Below are 17,556 nucleotides of genomic sequence, written 5' to 3' on the forward strand. Positions count from 1 at the left end.
CTCAGGGCGGCGAGGATTTCGTCCGGGTCAAACCCGCGAATCAATGTGCCATTCACGTCGATCAACGGAATCCCGCGCCCACCCAATGCCTCGTACGCCTTGCGCGCCTCGGCATCCTTCTCGATATCGAACTCCTTGAACGCAATTCCCTTGCTGTCGAGAAAGCGTTTGGTCTGCTTGCAGTAGCCGCACCAGTCGGTGGCGTAGAGCACGACATTGGCCTGCGCCCGCGTCTGCTCCGAAACCATCTGCGACGGGTTGAACACCCGCTCGATCTTGCCCCAATTCTGATAGACCACGACCACCAGCAGAACCAGCAGAACTTTCTTCAGCACATTGCCGAGCATCAGTTGCGCCGCTTCAACTGATCGGTGAGTGACGTCGGCAGGCCCTTGATTACCAAGGTGCCAGCCTCTTCGTCGTATTCGATCTTCGAGCCCAGCAAGTGTGCTTCAAAGCTGATCGACAGGCCTTCGGCGCGGCCGGTGAAGCGGCGGAACTGGTTGAGGGTGCGTTTGTCCGCCGGAATCTCGGGCGACAGACCGTAATCCTTGTTGCGAATGTGATCGTAGAAGGCTTTCGGGCGCTCTTCGTCGATCAACTCCGAGAGCTCTTCCAGGCCCATCGGTTCGCCGAGTTTGGCTTGGCTGCTGGCGTAATCGACCAGGGTCTTGGTTTTCTCGCGGGCGGAGTCTTCCGGCAAGTCTTCGCTTTCGACGAAGTCACTGAAGGCCTTGAGCAGGGTGCGGGTCTCGCCCGGGCCGTCGACGCCTTCCTGGCAACCGATGAAGTCGCGGAAGTACTCCGAGACCTTTTTGCCGTTCTTGCCCTTGATGAACGAGATGTACTGCTTGGACTGCTTGTTGTTCTGCCACTCGGAGACGTTGATCCGCGCCGCCAGGTGCAATTGGCCGAGGTCGAGGTGACGCGACGGGGTCACGTCCAGCTCATCGGTCACTGCCACGCCTTCGCTGTGGTGCAGCAGGGCGATGGCCAGGTAATCGGTCATGCCTTGTTGATAGTGGGCGAACAGCACGTGGCCGCCGACCGACAGGTTCGATTCTTCCATCAGCTTCTGCAGGTGCTCGACCGCGACTTTGCTGAACGCGGTGAAATCCTTGCTGCCTTCCATGTATTCCTTCAGCCAGCCGCTGAACGGGAACGCGCCGGACTCCGGATGGAACAGGCCCCAGGCTTTGCCCTGTTTGGCGTTATAGCTCTCGTTGAGGTCGGCGAGCATGTTCTCGATGGCTGCAGACTCGGCCAGTTCCGTGTCACGGGCGTGCAGAACTGCGGGCGTGCCGTCGGGTTTTTTGTCGATCAGGTGGACGATGCAATGACGGATCGGCATGGGCTTCTCGGCTGTTGGAAGGGAGGAGGGCAGGCTCCCCCGAAAAAGCGCCCAGTGTACCGCAACCACTGGTTTTGGCGCGGGTTGTAGGGCAAAACCGGGGCGCGCACTGACGCATATGCAGTTTTTTACCGATTTAGCGCAATAAAGCTGACCAAATGGGTAGCTAGAGGCGGATATTTCCCCGTCTCTGTGCTAGTTTTGCCCGGTCTTACGCGAAGTCACTGCGTTAAGCGTGCAATCAGCATTTGTCAGGTCGAACCAAACCCTGATTTCGGTATCTATAACCCGACTCGTCGTGGTTATCGCCGAGGGTGCCAGATCCAGAAGATCGGGCTCGATGGCTGACACTGCACTCTGCAATCCATATGAATTTGATAGGGAAGGAACACTACATGGCTCTTACTAAAGACCAACTGATCGCCGACATCGCTGAAGCTATCGACGCGCCGAAAACCACCGCGCGTAACGCTCTGGACCAACTGGGCCAAATCGTTGCCGATCAGCTGGAAAACGGCGGCGAAATCACCTTGCCAGGTATCGGCAAGCTGAAAGTGACCGAGCGTCCTGCCCGCACTGGCCGTAACCCTTCGACTGGCGCTGCCATCGAAATCCCTGCAAAGAAAGTGATCAAGCTGGTTGTGGCCAAAGGCCTGACCGACGCTGTGAACAAGTAAGACGCAGCGATAAAAAACCGTGCACCGGAGTGATCCGGGCACGGTTTTTTTGTGTCTGCGATTTGGCGAGGAATGACACAGCCTGTAGGAGCTGTCGAGTGAAACGAGGCTGCGATCTTTTGATCTTGTTCTTCAGGATCAAGATCAAAAGATCGCAGCGTGCCGCAGCTCCTACAGAAGCATCGGCGCAGCTATCAGCGGACCCAGCGCTCGCGGCGCCAGATCTGCTGCTCGGACTTGGTCTGGAAGGTCCACGCCATAAAGCGGCTTTGCTTCTGACCCTGGGACATCTCCACCACCTGGCTTTCCAGCACGCCGGCCTTTTTCAGCGCGGTTTCGATCGCGGGCAGGTTCGAAGCTTTCGACACCAGCGTGCTGAACCACAGCACCTTGTGCTGGAAGTTTGCGCTCTCGGCGATCAGTTGCGTCACGAAACGCGCTTCGCCACCTTCACACCACAGCTCCGCCGACTGGCCACCGAAGTTCAGCACCGGCAGCTTGCGCTTCGGATCGGCCTTGCCCAGTGCGCGCCACTTGCGCTCGCTGCCCCTGGTCGCCTCTTCCATCGAGGCGTGGAACGGCGGGTTACACATGGTCAGGTCAAAGCGCTCACCCGGTTCCAGCAAGCCGATCAGGATGTGCTTGCGGTTTTCCTGCTGACGCAACTGGATGACCTTGCTCAGATCGTTGGACTGAACGATGGCTCTGGCGGCCGCCACAGCAGTCGGATCAATCTCCGAGCCGAGGAAGTGCCAGCGGTATTCGCTGTTACCGATCAGCGGATACACGCAGTTGGCGCCCATGCCGATATCCAGCACGTTGACGATCGCGCCGCGCGGGACTTTGCCGTCGTTCATGCTTGCCAGCAGGTCCGCAAGGAAGTGCACGTAATCGGCGCGGCCCGGTACAGGCGGGCAGAGGTAGTCCGCCGGAATGTCCCAATGCTGGATGCCATAGAACGACTTGAGCAGCGCCCGATTGAACACGCGCACCGCATCGGGGCTGGCGAAGTCGATGCTTTCCTTGCCGTACGGGTTGGTGATCACGAACTTCGCCAGTTCCGGCGTGGTCTTGATCAGCGCCGGGAAGTCGTAGCGACCCTGATGGCGATTGCGCGGGTGCAGGCTGGCCTTTTCACGCGGCTCAACGGTCTTGGCCGGGGTCGCGGTGTCAGGCTTCTTGCGCGCAGGTTTGGGTGTGCGGGGGGCGTTCATGGGCGTGGTCGATTCGGGTATGGCTGAAAGTGGCGGGTATTGTCCCACATTGATGACGTATACGCCGAACCCATGTAGGAGCTGCCGAAGGCTGCGATCTTTTGATCTTGCTTTTAAAAATCAAAGTCAAAAGATCGCAGCCTTCGGCAGCTCCTACAGGGGAAATGTGGTGGGCATAAAAAAGGGAGGCCACCAGGGCCTCCCTTTTTTATTGCGATTTACCCGTTACAGGCTGGCAATCCGCGCATGCTGCTCGGCCAGTTTGCCCAGGGCTTGTTCAGCCTCGGCCAGTTTGGCGCGTTCCTTCTCGATGACTTCGGCCGGGGCCTTGTCAACGAATCCGGCGTTGGACAGCTTGCCGCCAACGCGCTGGACTTCGCCCTGCAGACGCAGGATTTCCTTGTCCAGACGTGCCAGTTCAGCGCCCTTGTCGATCAGACCTGCCATCGGCACCAGCACTTCCATCTCGCCCACCAGAGCGGTGGCGGACAACGGCGCTTCTTCGTCTGCCTGCAGAACAGTGATCGATTCCAGACGCGCCAGTTTTTTCAGCAGCGCTTCGTTCTCGGTCAGACGGCGCTGGTCTTCAGCGCTGACGTTCTTCAGGTAGATCGGCAGTGGCTTGCCCGGGCCGATGTTCATTTCACCACGGATGTTACGCGTGCCGAGCATCAGTTCCTTGAGCCATTCGATGTCGTCTTCGGCTGCCGGATCGATGCGCTCTTCGTTGGCCACTGGCCACGCTTGCAGCATGATCGTTTTGCCCTGAATGCCGGCCAGCGGCGCGATGCGCTGCCAGATTTCTTCAGTGATGAACGGCATGAACGGATGCGCCAGGCGCAGCGCCACTTCCAGTACGCGAACCAGCGTACGGCGAGTGCCGCGCTGACGTTCAACTGGCGCGTTCTCGTCCCACAGCACAGGCTTGGACAGTTCCAGGTACCAGTCGCAGTACTGGTTCCAGATAAACTCGTACAGCGCTTGCGCGGCGAGGTCGAAACGGAACTGATCCAGCTGACGGGTCACTTCGGCTTCGGTGCGTTGCAGCTGCGAGATGATCCAGCGATCCGCCAGCGACAGCTCGTAGGCTTCGCCGTTCTGGCCGCAGTCTTCGCCCTTGTCCAGAACATAACGCGCGGCGTTCCAGATCTTGTTGCAGAAGTTGCGATAGCCTTCGACGCGGCCCATGTCGAACTTGATGTCGCGACCGGTCGAGGCCAGCGAGCAGAAGGTGAAGCGCAGGGCGTCGGTGCCGTAGCTGGCGATGCCGTCGGCAAACTCGTCGCGGGTCTGCTTCTCGATCTTCTTCGCCAGTTTCGGCTGCATCAGGCCGGAGGTGCGCTTCTGCACCAGCTCTTCCAGCTCAATGCCGTCGATGATGTCCAGCGGGTCAAGGACATTGCCCTTGGACTTGGACATCTTCTGGCCCTGGCCATCGCGCACCAGACCGTGCACGTAAACGGTCTTGAACGGAACCTGCGGCGTGCCGTCCTCGTTCTTGATCAGGTGCATGGTCAGCATGATCATCCGGGCAACCCAGAAGAAAATGATGTCGAAGCCCGTCACCAGCACGTCGGTGGAGTGGAATTTCTTCAGGAATTCGGTCTGTTCAGGCCAGCCCAGGGTGGAGAAGGTCCACAGGCCGGAACTGAACCAGGTGTCGAGTACGTCGTTGTCCTGTTGCAGCGCAATGTCCGGACCGAGGTTGTGCTTGGCGCGCACTTCGGCTTCGTCGCGACCGACGTAGACTTTGCCCGACTCGTCGTACCAGGCTGGAATCCGGTGGCCCCACCACAGCTGACGGCTGATGCACCAGTCCTGGATGTCGCGCATCCACGAGAAGTACATGTTTTCGTACTGCTTGGGCACGAACTGGATGCGACCGTCTTCAACGGCAGCAATTGCAGGCTCGGCCAACGGTTTGGTCGACACGTACCACTGATCGGTCAGCCATGGTTCGATGATGGTGCCGGAGCGGTCGCCTTTCGGCACTTTCAGGCCGTGGTCGTTGACGCTGACCAACAGGCCGGCGGCATCGAATGCAGCGACGATTTGCTTGCGCGCTTCGAAACGCTCGAGACCGGCGTATTCAGCCGGAATCGCGCCATCGATGCTGTCGTTCAGTGTGCCGTCGAGGTTGAACACCTGGGCCGCTGGCAGCACGTTGGCGTTCTTGTCGAAGATGTTCAGCAGCGGCAGGTTGTGGCGCTTGCCGACTTCGTAGTCGTTGAAATCGTGGGCCGGGGTGATTTTCACGCAGCCGGTGCCGAATTCAGGATCGCAGTAATCGTCGGCAATGATCGGGATGCGGCGGCCAACCAGTGGCAGCTCGACAAACTTGCCGATCAGGGCTTTGTAGCGCTCGTCGTTCGGGTTAACCGCGACGGCGGAGTCGCCGAGCATGGTTTCCGGACGGGTGGTCGCGACGATCAGGAAATCGTTGCCTTCAGCGGTTTTTACGCCGTCGGCCAGCGGGTATTTCAGGTTCCACAGGAAGCCTTTCTCGTCGTGGTTTTCCACTTCGAGGTCGGAAATCGCCGTGTGCAGTTTGGTGTCCCAGTTGACCAGACGCTTGCCGCGATAGATCAGACCGTCTTCGTGCAGGCGCACGAACGCTTCTTTGACCGCTTCCGAGAGACCGTCGTCCATGGTGAAGCGCTCGCGGCTCCAGTCGACGGACGAACCGAGGCGGCGGATCTGACGGCTGATGTTGCCGCCGGACTGATCCTTCCATTCCCAGACTTTCTCGAGGAATTTCTCGCGGCCCAGGTCATGACGGTTCTGGCCGGTGGCTTCCAGTTGACGCTCCACCAGCATCTGCGTGGCGATACCGGCGTGGTCGGTGCCCGGCTGCCACAGGGTATTGCGACCCTGCATGCGGCGGAAACGGATCAGGGCGTCCATGATCGCGTTGTTGAAACCGTGACCCATGTGCAGGCTGCCGGTGACGTTCGGCGGCGGGATCATGATGGTGTAGGAGTCGCCCGCGCCTTGCGGGGCGAAGTAGTTCTCGGACTCCCAGGTGTTGTACCAGGAAGTTTCAATGGCGTGCGGCTGGTAGGTCTTATCCATGCGCGGCGGGACCCTATTGGCATTAATTCAGGAAAAGCCGACGAGTATAGCGGGGCATGGGGCCGAGGGCGAGCGGGGCGGACTGGGTGGAGATCTAAATGTAGGAGCTGCCGAAGGCTGCGCTCCCTTGACTTTGGTTTTTAAAAACAAGATCAAAAGATCGCAGCTTGCGGCAGCTCCTACACGGGGCGCGTTATTCGTACTGGCTGAGGAGCCGCTCCATGCGTGCATCGAGCCGACGTTTGATTTCGGTTTCGATGTGCGGCGCGAAATCGTCGATCACATCTTGCATGATCAATTGCGCGGCGGCGCGCAGTTCGCTGTCCAGATGGAGCAGGGCGTCCGGGCCTTTATCCACAGGTGCCACAGGTTGCGCGGCGGGTGTCGGGGCTGGCGCGGGAGGCGGTTCGACGGCAGGCGGCTCGTTGCCGACCGCTTCGAACAACATCGGAATCTGTTCCTGTTCACCTTCGTCGACCGTGTCGGTCAACAGCGGTGGTTGCAGGTTGTCATCGCCGAGCAACTGGCGGATCGATTCAAGATCATCCAGCAGGTGGGCGGACTTTTGTTGCGGTTTCGGAGTGTCCATTGGAATGCTCAGAGTCGCTGTAAACGGTGATCTTGCAGAGGATAGCCCTGTTCGCGGTAGAAACGGAAACTCTCCCGCGCGGCCGCCCGAATCGTCGGATCTTCAACCACCACTTCCGCCACCCGGGCGAATTTGTGGGCGAAGGCCGGGACTTTCAGGTCGAGGTTGACCAGCAAATCCTGATGCTGACCGCAGTCCTCGCCCAGACCCAAAACGATCAAGCCGTCCGGTTCGCTGTCGGCCGGGCCATGCGGCACAAAGCTTTCGCCCTTGAATGCCCACAGGCGCGCATCGAGATCGTCGCGCTGAGCCGCGTCGCTGCAATGCAGGTAGATGCGGTGGCCCATGCGCCAGGCTTTCTCGGTGAGCTTGCAGGCAAAGTCCAGGCGCGCCGAAGGGTCGGCGCTGGGCAGGATATAGAAGTCGACTTTGGTCATTGCGGTTCCAGAGCAGCAAGCGGCGTCACCCGAAAGTGACGCCGCTTGTCAGCGGGTTCAGGCTTTGGCGCGATCCAGCAGGTACTGGGTCAGCAGAGGCACCGGACGGCCAGTGGCGCCCTTGTCCTTGCCGCCGCTGGTCCATGCGGTGCCGGCGATGTCCAGGTGCGCCCAGTTGAGGTTCTTGGTGAAGCGCGACAGGAAGCACGCAGCGGTGATGGTGCCGGCTTTTGGCCCGCCAATGTTGGCGATGTCGGCGAACGGGCTGTCCAGTTGCTCCTGGTACTCGTCGAACAGCGGCAGTTGCCAAGCGCGGTCGTCAGCGGCTTTGCCGGCACTGAGCAATTGCTCGATCAGCTCGTCGTTGTTGCCCAGCAGGCCCGAGGTGTGCGCACCCAGTGCGACGACGCAAGCGCCGGTCAGGGTGGCGATGTCGATCACCGCTTGCGGCTTGAAGCGCTCGGAGTAGGTCAGCGCGTCGCACAGCACCAGACGGCCTTCGGCGTCGGTGTTGAGGATTTCCACGGTCTGGCCGCTCATGGTGGTGACGATGTCGCCCGGACGCGAAGCATTGCCGCTCGGCATGTTTTCCGCGCAAGCGAGGATGCACACCAGGTTGATCGGCAGTTTTAGTTCAAGCACGGCACGCAGGGTACCGAACACGGAGGCAGCACCGCCCATGTCGTACTTCATTTCGTCCATGCCGGCGCCTGGTTTCAGGCTGATGCCGCCGGTGTCGAAGGTGATGCCTTTACCGACCAGTGCGTACGGCTTCTCGGATTTCTTGCCGCCGTTGTATTGCATGACGATCAGGCGTGGCGGCTGCTCGCTGCCTTGGCCAACGGCGTAGAACGAGCCCATGCCCAGGGATTTGATCTTCTTCTCGTCGAGGACTTCGACTTTCAGGTCCTTGAACTCTTTGCCCAAATTCTTCGCTTGTTCGCCAAGGAAGGTCGGGTGGCAGATGTTCGGCGGCAGGTTGCCCAAGTCGCGGGTGAACGCCATGCCGTTGGCGATTGCAGTCGCGTGATTCACCGCGCGCTGCACTTCGGCTTGCGCAGCCTTGATGGTCAGCAGGGTGATTTTCTTCAGCGCGCGCGGTTCGGCTTTCTGGCTCTTGAACTGGTCGAAGGTGTATTCGCCGTCCACCAGGGTTTCCGCCAGCAGACGGGTTTTGCCGTAGCTGTCGCGGTTTTTGACAATGATTTCATCCAGCGCCAGCACGGCGTCGCTGCCGCCCAGGCCCTTCAGGGTGTTGAGGATGCCGGCAACGATTTTGCGGAACGGGCGGTCGCCCAGTTCTTCATCCTTGCCCACGCCGATCAGCAGCACGCGTTCGGCTTTGAGGTTCGGCAGGCTGTGCAACAGCAGGCTCTGGCCGACCTTGCCGGCCAGATCGCCACGCTTGAGCACGGCGCTGATTGCACCACCGCTCAGTTCGTCGACTTGTTTGGCGGCGACGCCGAGTTTGCGGCCTTCGCCGACAGCAACCACCAGGGTGGCGGTTTTCAACGTTTCTGGGCTAACGCTTTTTACAACCAGTTCCATGTCCGGATCCCTGAATGAATGGTCAACACGCAGGCGTTCGACGCTGTCCGCGGTCGCCTGCTTATAGATAGAAGAGGCGCAGGCCAAAGCCTGCGACAAGGGCCGCAGTTTGAACCTCGCTCCCCGCGCCTGACAACCCTCGGTTGTACGATCTGCAAAGGATTACAGACATGGATGAGTGTGCGCAGTGACAGGCGCCCTCAATCACAGGATAATGCCGCATCTTTTTTCGACGGCTCTGCGTTGCGGGCCGGTCGATGTGTTTGCTTGTTTGGCCGCCTTAGCCTGACAACCCTGGAGTGTCTGGTTTGATCGTCTTCCGTTATCTGTCCCGCGAAGTCCTGTTGACCCTCAGCGCCGTGAGTGCCGTGCTGCTGGTCATCATCATGAGCGGTCGCTTCATCAAATACCTCGCTCAGGCCGCTGCCGGCCAGCTCGATCCGGGCTCACTGTTCCTGATCATGGGCTATCGCCTGCCGGGTTTCCTGCAACTGATTCTGCCCCTGGGCCTGTTCCTCGGGATCCTGCTGGCCTACGGTCGCCTGTATCTCGAAAGCGAGATGACCGTGTTGTCGGCCACCGGCATGAGCCAGCAGAAGCTGTTTCGCATGACCCTGTTCCCGGCGACCCTGGTTGCACTGGTGGTAGCATGGCTGAGCCTGGGTCTGGCCCCGCAGGGTGCCAATCAATTCCAGTTGCTGCTGAACAAACAGGATGCCCTGACCGAGTTCGATACCCTCGAGCCGGGTCGCTTCCAGGCCCTGCGTGACGGCACTCGGGTCACCTACACCGAGACCCTGAGCGACGATCGCGTCAACCTCGGTAGCGTATTCATTTCGCAGAAAAACCTCGGTGCCGATCAGAAGGATCGCGGGATTTCCGTGCTGGTGGCCGAAAGCGGTCGCCAGGAAGTGCGTCCCGATGGCAATCGCTACCTGATTCTCGACAACGGCTATCGCTACGACGGCAGCCCGGGTCAGGCCGATTACCGCGCCATTCACTACGAAACCTACGGTGTGCTGTTGCCCAAGCCGGACGTCAGCGAAGAAGTCACCGACCGTGACGCCATGCCGACCTCGTCCCTGCTGGGCAGCGATGACATCCGCTCAAAAACCGAACTGCAATGGCGTATGTCCCTGCCGCTGCTGGTGTTTATCGTGACCCTGATGGCGGTGCCGCTGTCGCGCGTCAATCCGCGCCAGGGGCGTTTCCTCAAGCTGCTGCCGGCGATTCTTCTTTATATGGCTTATCTGACCATTCTGATTGCCGCCCGCGGCGCCCTGGAAAAAGGCAAGATTCCGCCGGCCCTCGGCCTGTGGTGGGTGCACGCGATCTTCCTGTTCATCGGTCTCGGCCTGCTCTACTGGGAGCCGCTGCGTCTGAAGATGGCCAGCCGTCGCGCGGCAGCGCTGGAGGTGGCCCGTGGTTAAACTTGACCGCTACATCGGCAGCAGCGTGTTTATGGCGATCATCGCCGTACTGGCAATCATTCTCGGTCTGGCGACTTTGTTCGCCTTCATCGATGAGATGGGCGACGTCAGTGACACCTACACCCTCGTTGATGTGCTGAGTTTCGTGTTGCTGACCGCGCCACGCCGTCTCTACGAGATGCTGCCGATGGCCGCATTGATCGGCTGCCTGATCGGCCTCGGCAGTTTGGCCAGCAGTAGCGAACTGACGGTCATGCGCGCCGCTGGCGTGTCCATCGGCCGGATCGTCTGGGCTGTGATGAAGCCGATGCTGGTGCTGATGCTGGCCGGTGTGCTGATCGGCGAGTACGTTGCTCCGGCAACTGAAAGCATGGCGCAGGCCAATCGCTCGCTGGCGCAAGGCAGCGGCGACGCACAAAGCGCCAAGCACGGTATGTGGCACCGTCAGGGTGACGAGTTCATCCACATCAACGCCGTGCAACCCAACGGCCTGTTGTATGGCGTGACTCGCTATCACTTCGACAAGGAGCGCCATCTGCTGAGCTCAAGCTTCGCCAAGAAGGCCGAGTTCGACGGCAACAAGTGGCAGCTCACCGACGTTGCCACCACGCGGTTCCATGAGCGCAGTACTGAAGTCGTCAACACCCCGAACGAGCAATGGGACGTGGCGTTGAGCCCGCAACTGCTCAGCACCGTGGTCATGGCTCCGGAGTCGCTGTCGATCAGTGGCCTGTGGGGTTACATCCACTATCTGTCCGAGCAAGGCCTGAGCAACGGCCGCTACTGGCTGGCATTTTGGGTCAAGGTGTTGCAACCGCTGGTCACCGCCGCGCTGGTGCTGATGGCCATCTCGTTCATCTTCGGCCCGCTGCGTTCGGTGACCCTGGGTCAGCGGGTATTTACCGGCGTGCTGGTGGGCTTCACCTTCCGTATCGTCCAGGATTTGCTCGGCCCGTCGAGCCTGGTGTTCGGCTTCTCACCGTTGTTTGCGGTGCTGGTGCCGGCCGGGGTCTGTGCGTTGGCGGGTGTCTGGCTGCTTAGACGAGCCGGTTGATGAACAAGCTTTCATCTACTGTTTAACCTTGAAAACGCCTCGGTCGACAGATCGGGGCGTTTTTGCATGCAATCCGGGTGACAGGCGAACGTGACGCTTGCGCCGTGTATCAGGTACAATTCCCGGCTATTTTTCGGCGGGCCATGCCTGCAGCCTTTTTGAGTGTTGATCCGTGAGTGATTTGAGTCATATCCGCAATTTCTCCATCATCGCCCACATTGACCATGGCAAGTCGACGCTGGCCGATCGCTTCATCCAGATGTGCGGCGGCCTGGCCGAGCGTGAAATGGAAGCCCAGGTCCTGGATTCCATGGAGCTGGAACGTGAACGCGGGATCACCATCAAGGCCCACAGCGTTACCCTCTATTACACCGCCAAAGACGGCATCAAGTACCAGCTGAACTTCATCGACACCCCGGGCCACGTCGACTTCACCTACGAAGTCAGCCGTTCCCTGGCCGCGTGTGAAGGTGCCTTGCTGGTGGTCGATGCCGGTCAGGGCGTTGAAGCCCAGTCCGTGGCCAACTGCTACACCGCGATCGAGCAGGGCCTCGAAGTCATGCCGGTGCTGAACAAGATCGACCTGCCACAGGCCGATCCTGATCGCGTAAAAGACGAAATCGAGAAAATCATCGGCATCGATGCCACCGATGCCGTCACCTGCAGCGCCAAAACCGGCCTGGGTGTCGACGAAGTGCTCGAACGTCTGGTTCACACCATTCCTGCGCCGACCGGCAACATCGAAGATCCGCTGCAAGCGTTGATCATTGACTCCTGGTTCGACAACTACCTGGGCGTTGTTTCCCTGGTGCGTGTACGTCACGGCCGCGTGAAGAAGGGCGACAAGATCCTCGTCAAGTCCACCGGCAAGATCCATTTGGTCGACAGCGTGGGCGTGTTCAACCCGAAACACACCGCCACCACTGATTTGAAAGCCGGCGAAGTGGGCTTCATCATCGCCAGCATCAAGGACATTCACGGTGCGCCGGTTGGTGACACCCTGACCCTGGCCTCGACTCCGGACGTTGAAGTGCTGCCCGGCTTCAAACGCATCCAGCCACAGGTTTACGCCGGTCTGTTCCCGGTCAGTTCCGACGACTTCGAGGATTTCCGCGAAGCGCTGCAGAAGCTGACCCTCAACGACTCGTCGCTGCAATACACCCCGGAAAGCTCCGACGCACTGGGCTTCGGCTTCCGTTGCGGCTTCCTCGGCATGTTGCACATGGAAATCATCCAGGAGCGCCTCGAACGCGAGTACGACCTGGACCTGATCACCACCGCGCCAACGGTAATTTTCGAGCTGGTGCTGAAAACCGGTGAAACGATTTACGTCGACAACCCATCCAAGCTTCCGGATGTGTCGTCGATCGAAGACATGCGCGAGCCGATCGTGCGGGCCAACATTCTGGTGCCGCAGGAACACTTGGGCAACGTCATCACCCTGTGCATCGAGAAGCGTGGCGTTCAAGTCGACATGCTGTTCCTCGGCAATCAGGTGCAAGTCACTTACGACCTGCCGATGAACGAAGTGGTCCTGGACTTCTTCGACCGTCTCAAATCCACCAGCCGCGGCTATGCTTCGCTGGATTACCATTTCGATCGTTACCAATCGGCTAATCTGGTGAAACTGGACGTGCTGATCAACGGCGACAAGGTCGATGCCCTCGCATTGATCGTGCACCGTGACAACTCGCACTACAAAGGTCGCCAGTTGACCGAGAAGATGAAAGAACTGATTCCTCGTCAGATGTTCGACGTGGCGATCCAGGCCGCCATCGGTGGTCAGATCGTTGCCCGGACAACCGTCAAGGCACTCAGAAAGAACGTATTGGCCAAATGCTACGGCGGTGACGTCAGTCGTAAGAAGAAACTGCTTGAGAAGCAAAAGGCCGGTAAGAAACGCATGAAGCAGGTCGGCAACGTGGAAATTCCACAAGAAGCCTTCCTTGCCGTGCTCAGGTTGGAATAGTCAGGTCCTATGTCACTAAATTTCCCGCTGTTGCTGGTCATCGCCGTGTTCGTCTGCGGCCTGTTGGCGTTGCTTGATCTGTTGATCCTGGCGCCGCGTCGTCGGGCGGCCATTGCCTCTTATCAAGGCAGTGTCAGCCAGCCTGATGTCGTGGTGGTCGAAAAGCTGAACAAAGAGCCGCTGCTGGTTGAATACGGCAAGTCGTTCTTCCCGGTGTTGTTCATCGTGCTGGTGCTGCGCTCGTTCCTCGTGGAGCCGTTCCAGATTCCTTCGGGCTCGATGAAGCCAACCCTGGACGTCGGCGACTTCATTCTGGTGAACAAGTTTTCCTACGGCATTCGCCTGCCGGTGATCGACAAGAAAATCATCGAAGTGGGTGATCCGCAGCGCGGTGATGTGATGGTGTTCCGCTATCCAAGTGATCCGAACGTCAACTACATCAAGCGTGTAGTCGGCCTGCCGGGCGATACGGTGCGTTACACCGCTGACAAGCGCCTGTTTGTGAATGGTGAATCGATTGCCGAGCAGATGGCTGGCGCTGAGCCGGGCACGCTGGGCAGCGCTGAACTGTACAAAGAGAAACTGGGCGCCGCCGAGCATCTGATCCGCAAGGAAATGAGCCGCTACCGCGCCACGCCGGACCGCTCGTGGACAGTGCCCGCCGGGCACTACTTCATGATGGGCGACAACCGCGACAACTCGAATGACAGTCGCTACTGGGATGACCCGAACATTCCCAAGGATCTGCTGGGCATGGTTCCCGACCAGAATATCGTCGGCAAGGCCTTCGCGGTCTGGATGAGCTGGCCGGAGCCGAAACTCAGTCACCTGCCGAATTTCTCGCGGGTTGGCCTGATCAAGTAATCACACACGGCGCTGTTGACCACAGCGCCGAATGCATTTCTGGAGCCGGCACAATCGGCTTCGCAATCGCCAGGATTTAATTTTTGAACACAGCGTTAATTGTCCCAGGCCTGCGCCGCATCCCGGCGATGGCAGTGGAATCCAGCCACGAACTCAGCGTGGGTAAACCGTGAGCGTTTCTCTAAGCCGTCTCGAGCGCCAGCTCGGTTACACCTTCAAGGATCAGGAGCTGATGCTGCTGGCCCTTACGCACCGCAGTTTTGCCGGGCGCAACAACGAACGCCTGGAATTCCTCGGTGATGCCATCCTCAATTTCGTCGCCGGCGAGGCGCTGTTCGATCGCTTCCCGCTGGCCCGCGAAGGCCAGTTGTCGCGTTTGCGCGCACGTTTGGTAAAAGGTGAGACGCTGGCCGTACTGGCTCGCGGTTTTGACCTGGGTGATTACCTGCGACTGGGTTCCGGTGAGTTGAAAAGTGGCGGTTTCCGTCGCGAATCGATTCTGGCCGATGCCCTCGAAGCGTTGATCGGTGCGATCTATCTCGACGCCGGCATGGACGTCGCTCGTGAGCGCGTACTGGCCTGGCTGGCCGGAGAGTTCGAAGGCCTGACGCTGGTCGACACCAACAAGGATCCGAAGACCCGCCTGCAGGAACACCTGCAATCGCGCGGTTGCGAACTGCCACGCTACGAAGTGGTGGATATCCAGGGTGAGCCGCACTGCCGAACCTTCTTCGTCGAGTGCGAAGTTGTCTTACTGAATGAAAAAAGCCGAGGTCAGGGTGTGAGCCGTCGTATTGCCGAACAGGTAGCGGCCGCTGCAGCACTTATTGCCCTGGGCGTGGAGAATGGCAATGACTGATACAAACGCAACGCGCTGTGGCTATGTTGCCATCGTCGGCCGTCCCAACGTCGGTAAGTCGACGCTGCTGAACCACATCCTTGGCCAGAAGCTCGCCATTACCTCGCGCAAGCCGCAGACCACTCGCCACAACATGCTCGGGATCAAAACCGAAGGTGACGTGCAGGCGATCTACGTCGACACCCCCGGTATGCACAAGGGTGGCGAAAAGGCCCTGAACCGTTACATGAACAAAACCGCTTCGGCAGCGTTGAAAGACGTCGACGTGGTGATCTTCGTGGTCGATCGCACCAAGTGGACCGACGAAGACCAGATGGTTCTCGAGCGCGTTCAGTACGTCACCGGCCCATTGATCGTCGCGCTGAACAAGACCGATCGCATCGAAGACAAAGCCGAGCTGATGCCGCACCTGAGCTGGTTGCAGGAACAACTGCCAAACGCGCAGATCATCCCGATCTCCGCGCAGCACGGGCACAACCTCGACGCGCTGGAAAAGGTCATTGCCGATCACCTGCCGGAGAACGATCACTTCTTCCCGGAAGACCAGATCACCGACCGCAGCAGCCGTTTCCTTGCCGCCGAACTGGTGCGCGAGAAAATCATGCGCCAGATGGGCGCCGAGCTGCCGTACCAGATCACCGTCGAAATCGAAGAGTTCAAGCAGCAGGGCAAGACCCTGCACATTCATGCCTTGATCCTCGTTGAGCGCGACGGCCAGAAGAAGATCATCATTGGCGATAAGGGTGAGCGCATCAAACGCATCGGCACCGAGGCGCGCAAGGACATGGAGCTGCTGTTCGACTCCAAGATCATGCTCAACCTGTGGGTCAAGGTGAAGGGCGGCTGGTCCGATGACGAGCGTGCGCTGCGTTCGCTGGGTTACGGCGACCTGTAAGCGATTCGAAGATCAAAAGATCGCAGCCTTCGGCAGCTCCTACAATGTCTTGTTTACACCTGTAGGAGCTGCCGAAGGCTGCGATCTTTTTTTGCAGTCCCGACCGGGAAAAACGTCATGTCGCAAAACCCGCCACCTGCCCAACCCGCCTACGTCCTGCACAGTCGCGCCTACCGCGAAACCAGCGCGTTGGTGGACTTCCTCACGCCGCAAGGTCGGCTACGGGCGGTATTGCGCAGTGCGCGGGGCAAGGCCGGAACATTGGCGCGGCCGTTCGTGTCGCTGGAAGTCGAATTTCGTGGCAAGGGTGAGCTGAAGAATGTCGGGCGCATGGAAAGCTCGGGGACTTCGGCGTGGCTCAATGGTGAGGCGCTGTTCAGCGGTCTCTATCTCAATGAGTTGCTGATCCGTTTGCTGCCCGCCGAAGATCCGCATCCGGGAGTATTCGATCACTACGCCGCGACCTTGCTGGCGCTGGCCGAGGGTCGACCGCTGGAGCCATTGCTGCGCTCCTTCGAATGGCGACTGCTGGACGATCTCGGTTACGGCTTTTCGTTGAACACCGATGTTCACGGGGAGCCCGTCGCGCCGGACGGTCTCTATCGACTGCAAGTGGATGCGGGTCTTGAGCGGGTCTTCCTGTTGCAACCCGGCCTGTTCAATGGCGTCGAATTGCTGGCCATGGCCGAAGCCGACTGGAGCGCTCCCGGTGCTTTGTCCGCCGCCAAGCGACTGATGCGTCAGGCTCTGGCCGTTCACTTGGGTGGTCGCCCCCTCGTCAGCCGCGAGCTATTTCGTAAGCCCTGATATGCTGTGCGCCGAATCTCTCAATTCAGGAGCGCGCATCCGTGACCACCAGCAATCGCATTCTTCTTGGCGTGAACATCGACCACGTCGCCACCCTGCGTCAGGCCCGTGGCACGCGCTACCCGGATCCGGTCAAAGCGGCGCTGGATGCGGAAGAGGCGGGCGCTGATGGCATCACTGTGCACCTGCGTGAAGACCGCCGGCACATTCAGGAGCGCGACGTACTGCTGCTCAAGGATGTGCTGCAAACCCGCATGAACTTTGAAATGGGCGTCACCGAAGAAATGATGGCGTTTGCCGAACGCATCCGCCCGGCACACATTTGCCTGGTCCCGGAAACCCGTCAGGAGCTGACCACCGAAGGCGGTCTTGATGTGGCGGGGCAGGAGGAGCGCATCAAGGCAGCGGTTGAGCGTCTGTCGAAGATCGGCAGCGAAGTGTCGCTGTTCATTGATGCCGATGAACGTCAGATCGCTGCGTCGAAGCGCGTCGGTGCGCCGGCCATCGAGCTGCATACCGGGCGTTATGCCGATGCAGAAACCCCGACTGAAGTGGCTGAAGAATTGAAGCGTGTGGCGGACGGCGTGGCGTTTGGTCTGGCCCAAGGCCTGATCGTTAACGCAGGTCACGGCTTGCACTATCACAACGTTGAAGCCGTCGCGGCGATCAAGGGCATCAATGAGCTGAACATTGGCCACGCGCTGGTGGCGCATGCGTTGTTCGTCGGGTTCAAGTCTGCTGTGTCCGAGATGAAAGCGCTGATCCTGGCCGCTGCTCTCAAGGGCTAAGA

The 17,556-nt window shown here is 59.6% G+C and carries 16 protein-coding genes; 9 read left to right on the top strand and 7 right to left on the bottom strand.

What is annotated here, in order from left to right; genetic code table 11:
- Both M9827_RS23500 and yejK read right to left on the bottom strand, forming a co-directional pair.
- Positions 1 to 347 (bottom strand): glutaredoxin family protein (locus M9827_RS23500; RefSeq protein ID WP_250607388.1); only part of this gene is annotated, 347 nt, incomplete at its 3' end.
- A complete protein-coding gene (gene yejK / locus M9827_RS23505) occupies positions 347 to 1,351 on the bottom strand; it encodes a nucleoid-associated protein YejK (protein ID WP_095050956.1) in 1,005 nt (334 codons plus the stop codon). The genes M9827_RS23500 and yejK, both read right to left, overlap by 1 nt.
- A gap of 395 nt (positions 1,352 to 1,746) precedes the next feature.
- Here yejK and M9827_RS23510 point away from each other — a divergent pair, with 395 nt between their 5' ends.
- The gene (locus M9827_RS23510) at positions 1,747 to 2,028 is read left to right on the top strand and encodes an HU family DNA-binding protein (RefSeq protein WP_003221909.1); all 282 of its coding nucleotides are present in this window, start codon (positions 1,747 to 1,749) and stop codon (positions 2,026 to 2,028) included.
- Between the two features lie 194 nt (positions 2,029 to 2,222).
- Here the strand turns inward: M9827_RS23510 and rlmF are convergent, their stop codons facing one another.
- The 5 genes from rlmF to M9827_RS23535 all read right to left on the bottom strand — a co-directional run bounded on the left by rlmF (position 2,223) and on the right by M9827_RS23535 (position 8,888).
- Positions 2,223 to 3,242, bottom strand: coding sequence for a 23S rRNA (adenine(1618)-N(6))-methyltransferase RlmF (gene rlmF, locus M9827_RS23515; protein ID WP_250607389.1), 1,020 nt, complete (start codon positions 3,240 to 3,242; stop codon positions 2,223 to 2,225).
- A 225-nt stretch (positions 3,243 to 3,467) separates the two neighbouring features.
- The gene (locus tag M9827_RS23520) at positions 3,468 to 6,314 is read right to left on the bottom strand and encodes a valine--tRNA ligase (RefSeq protein ID WP_250607390.1); all 2,847 of its coding nucleotides are present in this window, start codon (positions 6,312 to 6,314) and stop codon (positions 3,468 to 3,470) included.
- Between the two features lie 193 nt (positions 6,315 to 6,507).
- Complete coding sequence (locus M9827_RS23525) at positions 6,508 to 6,903, bottom strand: DNA polymerase III subunit chi (protein ID WP_250607391.1); 396 nt, start codon at positions 6,901 to 6,903, stop codon at positions 6,508 to 6,510.
- An 8-nt stretch (positions 6,904 to 6,911) separates the two neighbouring features.
- Entirely contained in the window at positions 6,912 to 7,340 is a 429-nt protein-coding gene (locus M9827_RS23530; RefSeq protein WP_250607392.1) for a DNA polymerase III subunit chi, read from the bottom strand.
- A gap of 57 nt (positions 7,341 to 7,397) precedes the next feature.
- Positions 7,398 to 8,888, bottom strand: a complete 1,491-nt coding sequence (locus M9827_RS23535; RefSeq protein ID WP_250607394.1) for a leucyl aminopeptidase — start codon at positions 8,886 to 8,888, stop codon at positions 7,398 to 7,400.
- 308 nt (positions 8,889 to 9,196) lie between these two features.
- Here M9827_RS23535 and lptF point away from each other — a divergent pair, with 308 nt between their 5' ends.
- The 8 genes from lptF (at position 9,197) to pdxJ (ending at position 17,554) form a co-directional block, all read left to right on the top strand.
- Complete coding sequence (lptF, locus tag M9827_RS23540) at positions 9,197 to 10,318, top strand: LPS export ABC transporter permease LptF (RefSeq protein ID WP_250607396.1); 1,122 nt, start codon at positions 9,197 to 9,199, stop codon at positions 10,316 to 10,318.
- A complete protein-coding gene (gene lptG, locus M9827_RS23545) occupies positions 10,311 to 11,372 on the top strand; it encodes an LPS export ABC transporter permease LptG (RefSeq protein WP_250607397.1) in 1,062 nt (353 codons plus the stop codon). The genes lptF and lptG overlap by 8 nt, the downstream gene beginning before the upstream one ends.
- A gap of 172 nt (positions 11,373 to 11,544) precedes the next feature.
- Positions 11,545 to 13,341 carry a translation elongation factor 4 gene (gene lepA, locus M9827_RS23550; protein ID WP_203420853.1) on the top strand — a complete coding sequence of 599 codons (1,797 nt, stop codon included), beginning with the start codon at positions 11,545 to 11,547 and terminating at the stop codon, positions 13,339 to 13,341.
- 9 nt (positions 13,342 to 13,350) lie between these two features.
- On the top strand, positions 13,351 to 14,205 hold the full coding sequence (lepB, locus tag M9827_RS23555) for a signal peptidase I (protein WP_250607398.1): 855 nt from the start codon (positions 13,351 to 13,353) through the stop codon (positions 14,203 to 14,205).
- A 169-nt stretch (positions 14,206 to 14,374) separates the two neighbouring features.
- Positions 14,375 to 15,064: a ribonuclease III gene (gene rnc, locus M9827_RS23560; RefSeq protein WP_024011703.1), complete on the top strand. Its 690-nt coding sequence runs from the start codon at positions 14,375 to 14,377 to the stop codon at positions 15,062 to 15,064.
- Positions 15,057 to 15,959: a GTPase Era gene (gene era, locus M9827_RS23565; RefSeq protein WP_007909024.1), complete on the top strand. Its 903-nt coding sequence runs from the start codon at positions 15,057 to 15,059 to the stop codon at positions 15,957 to 15,959. The genes rnc and era overlap by 8 nt, the downstream gene beginning before the upstream one ends.
- A 117-nt stretch (positions 15,960 to 16,076) precedes the next feature.
- Positions 16,077 to 16,766, top strand: a complete 690-nt coding sequence (gene recO / locus M9827_RS23570) for a DNA repair protein RecO (protein ID WP_250607399.1) — start codon at positions 16,077 to 16,079, stop codon at positions 16,764 to 16,766.
- Positions 16,767 to 16,807: 41 nt separating this feature from the next.
- Positions 16,808 to 17,554 carry a pyridoxine 5'-phosphate synthase gene (pdxJ, locus tag M9827_RS23575; RefSeq protein ID WP_047292711.1) on the top strand — a complete coding sequence of 249 codons (747 nt, stop codon included), beginning with the start codon at positions 16,808 to 16,810 and terminating at the stop codon, positions 17,552 to 17,554.
- Positions 17,555 to 17,556 lie beyond the last annotated feature (2 nt).

Origin of the sequence: Pseudomonas sp. AKS31, from assembly GCF_023634765.1 — a bacterium.
Lineage (GTDB): Bacteria > Pseudomonadota > Gammaproteobacteria > Pseudomonadales > Pseudomonadaceae > Aquipseudomonas.

Coding starts and splice junctions, on each gene's coding strand:
- era (WP_007909024.1), top strand. CDS start 15,057: ATGACTGATACAAACGCAACGCGCTGTGGCTATGTTGCCATCGTCGGC.
- M9827_RS23530 (WP_250607392.1), bottom strand. CDS start 7,340: ATGACCAAAGTCGACTTCTATATCCTGCCCAGCGCCGACCCTTCGGCG.
- M9827_RS23525 (WP_250607391.1), bottom strand. CDS start 6,903: ATGGACACTCCGAAACCGCAACAAAAGTCCGCCCACCTGCTGGATGAT.
- M9827_RS23520 (WP_250607390.1), bottom strand. CDS start 6,314: ATGGATAAGACCTACCAGCCGCACGCCATTGAAACTTCCTGGTACAAC.
- M9827_RS23535 (WP_250607394.1), bottom strand. CDS start 8,888: ATGGAACTGGTTGTAAAAAGCGTTAGCCCAGAAACGTTGAAAACCGCC.
- recO (WP_250607399.1), top strand. CDS start 16,077: ATGTCGCAAAACCCGCCACCTGCCCAACCCGCCTACGTCCTGCACAGT.
- rlmF (WP_250607389.1), bottom strand. CDS start 3,242: ATGAACGCCCCCCGCACACCCAAACCTGCGCGCAAGAAGCCTGACACC.
- M9827_RS23510 (WP_003221909.1), top strand. CDS start 1,747: ATGGCTCTTACTAAAGACCAACTGATCGCCGACATCGCTGAAGCTATC.
- yejK (WP_095050956.1), bottom strand. CDS start 1,351: ATGCCGATCCGTCATTGCATCGTCCACCTGATCGACAAAAAACCCGAC.
- lepB (WP_250607398.1), top strand. CDS start 13,351: ATGTCACTAAATTTCCCGCTGTTGCTGGTCATCGCCGTGTTCGTCTGC.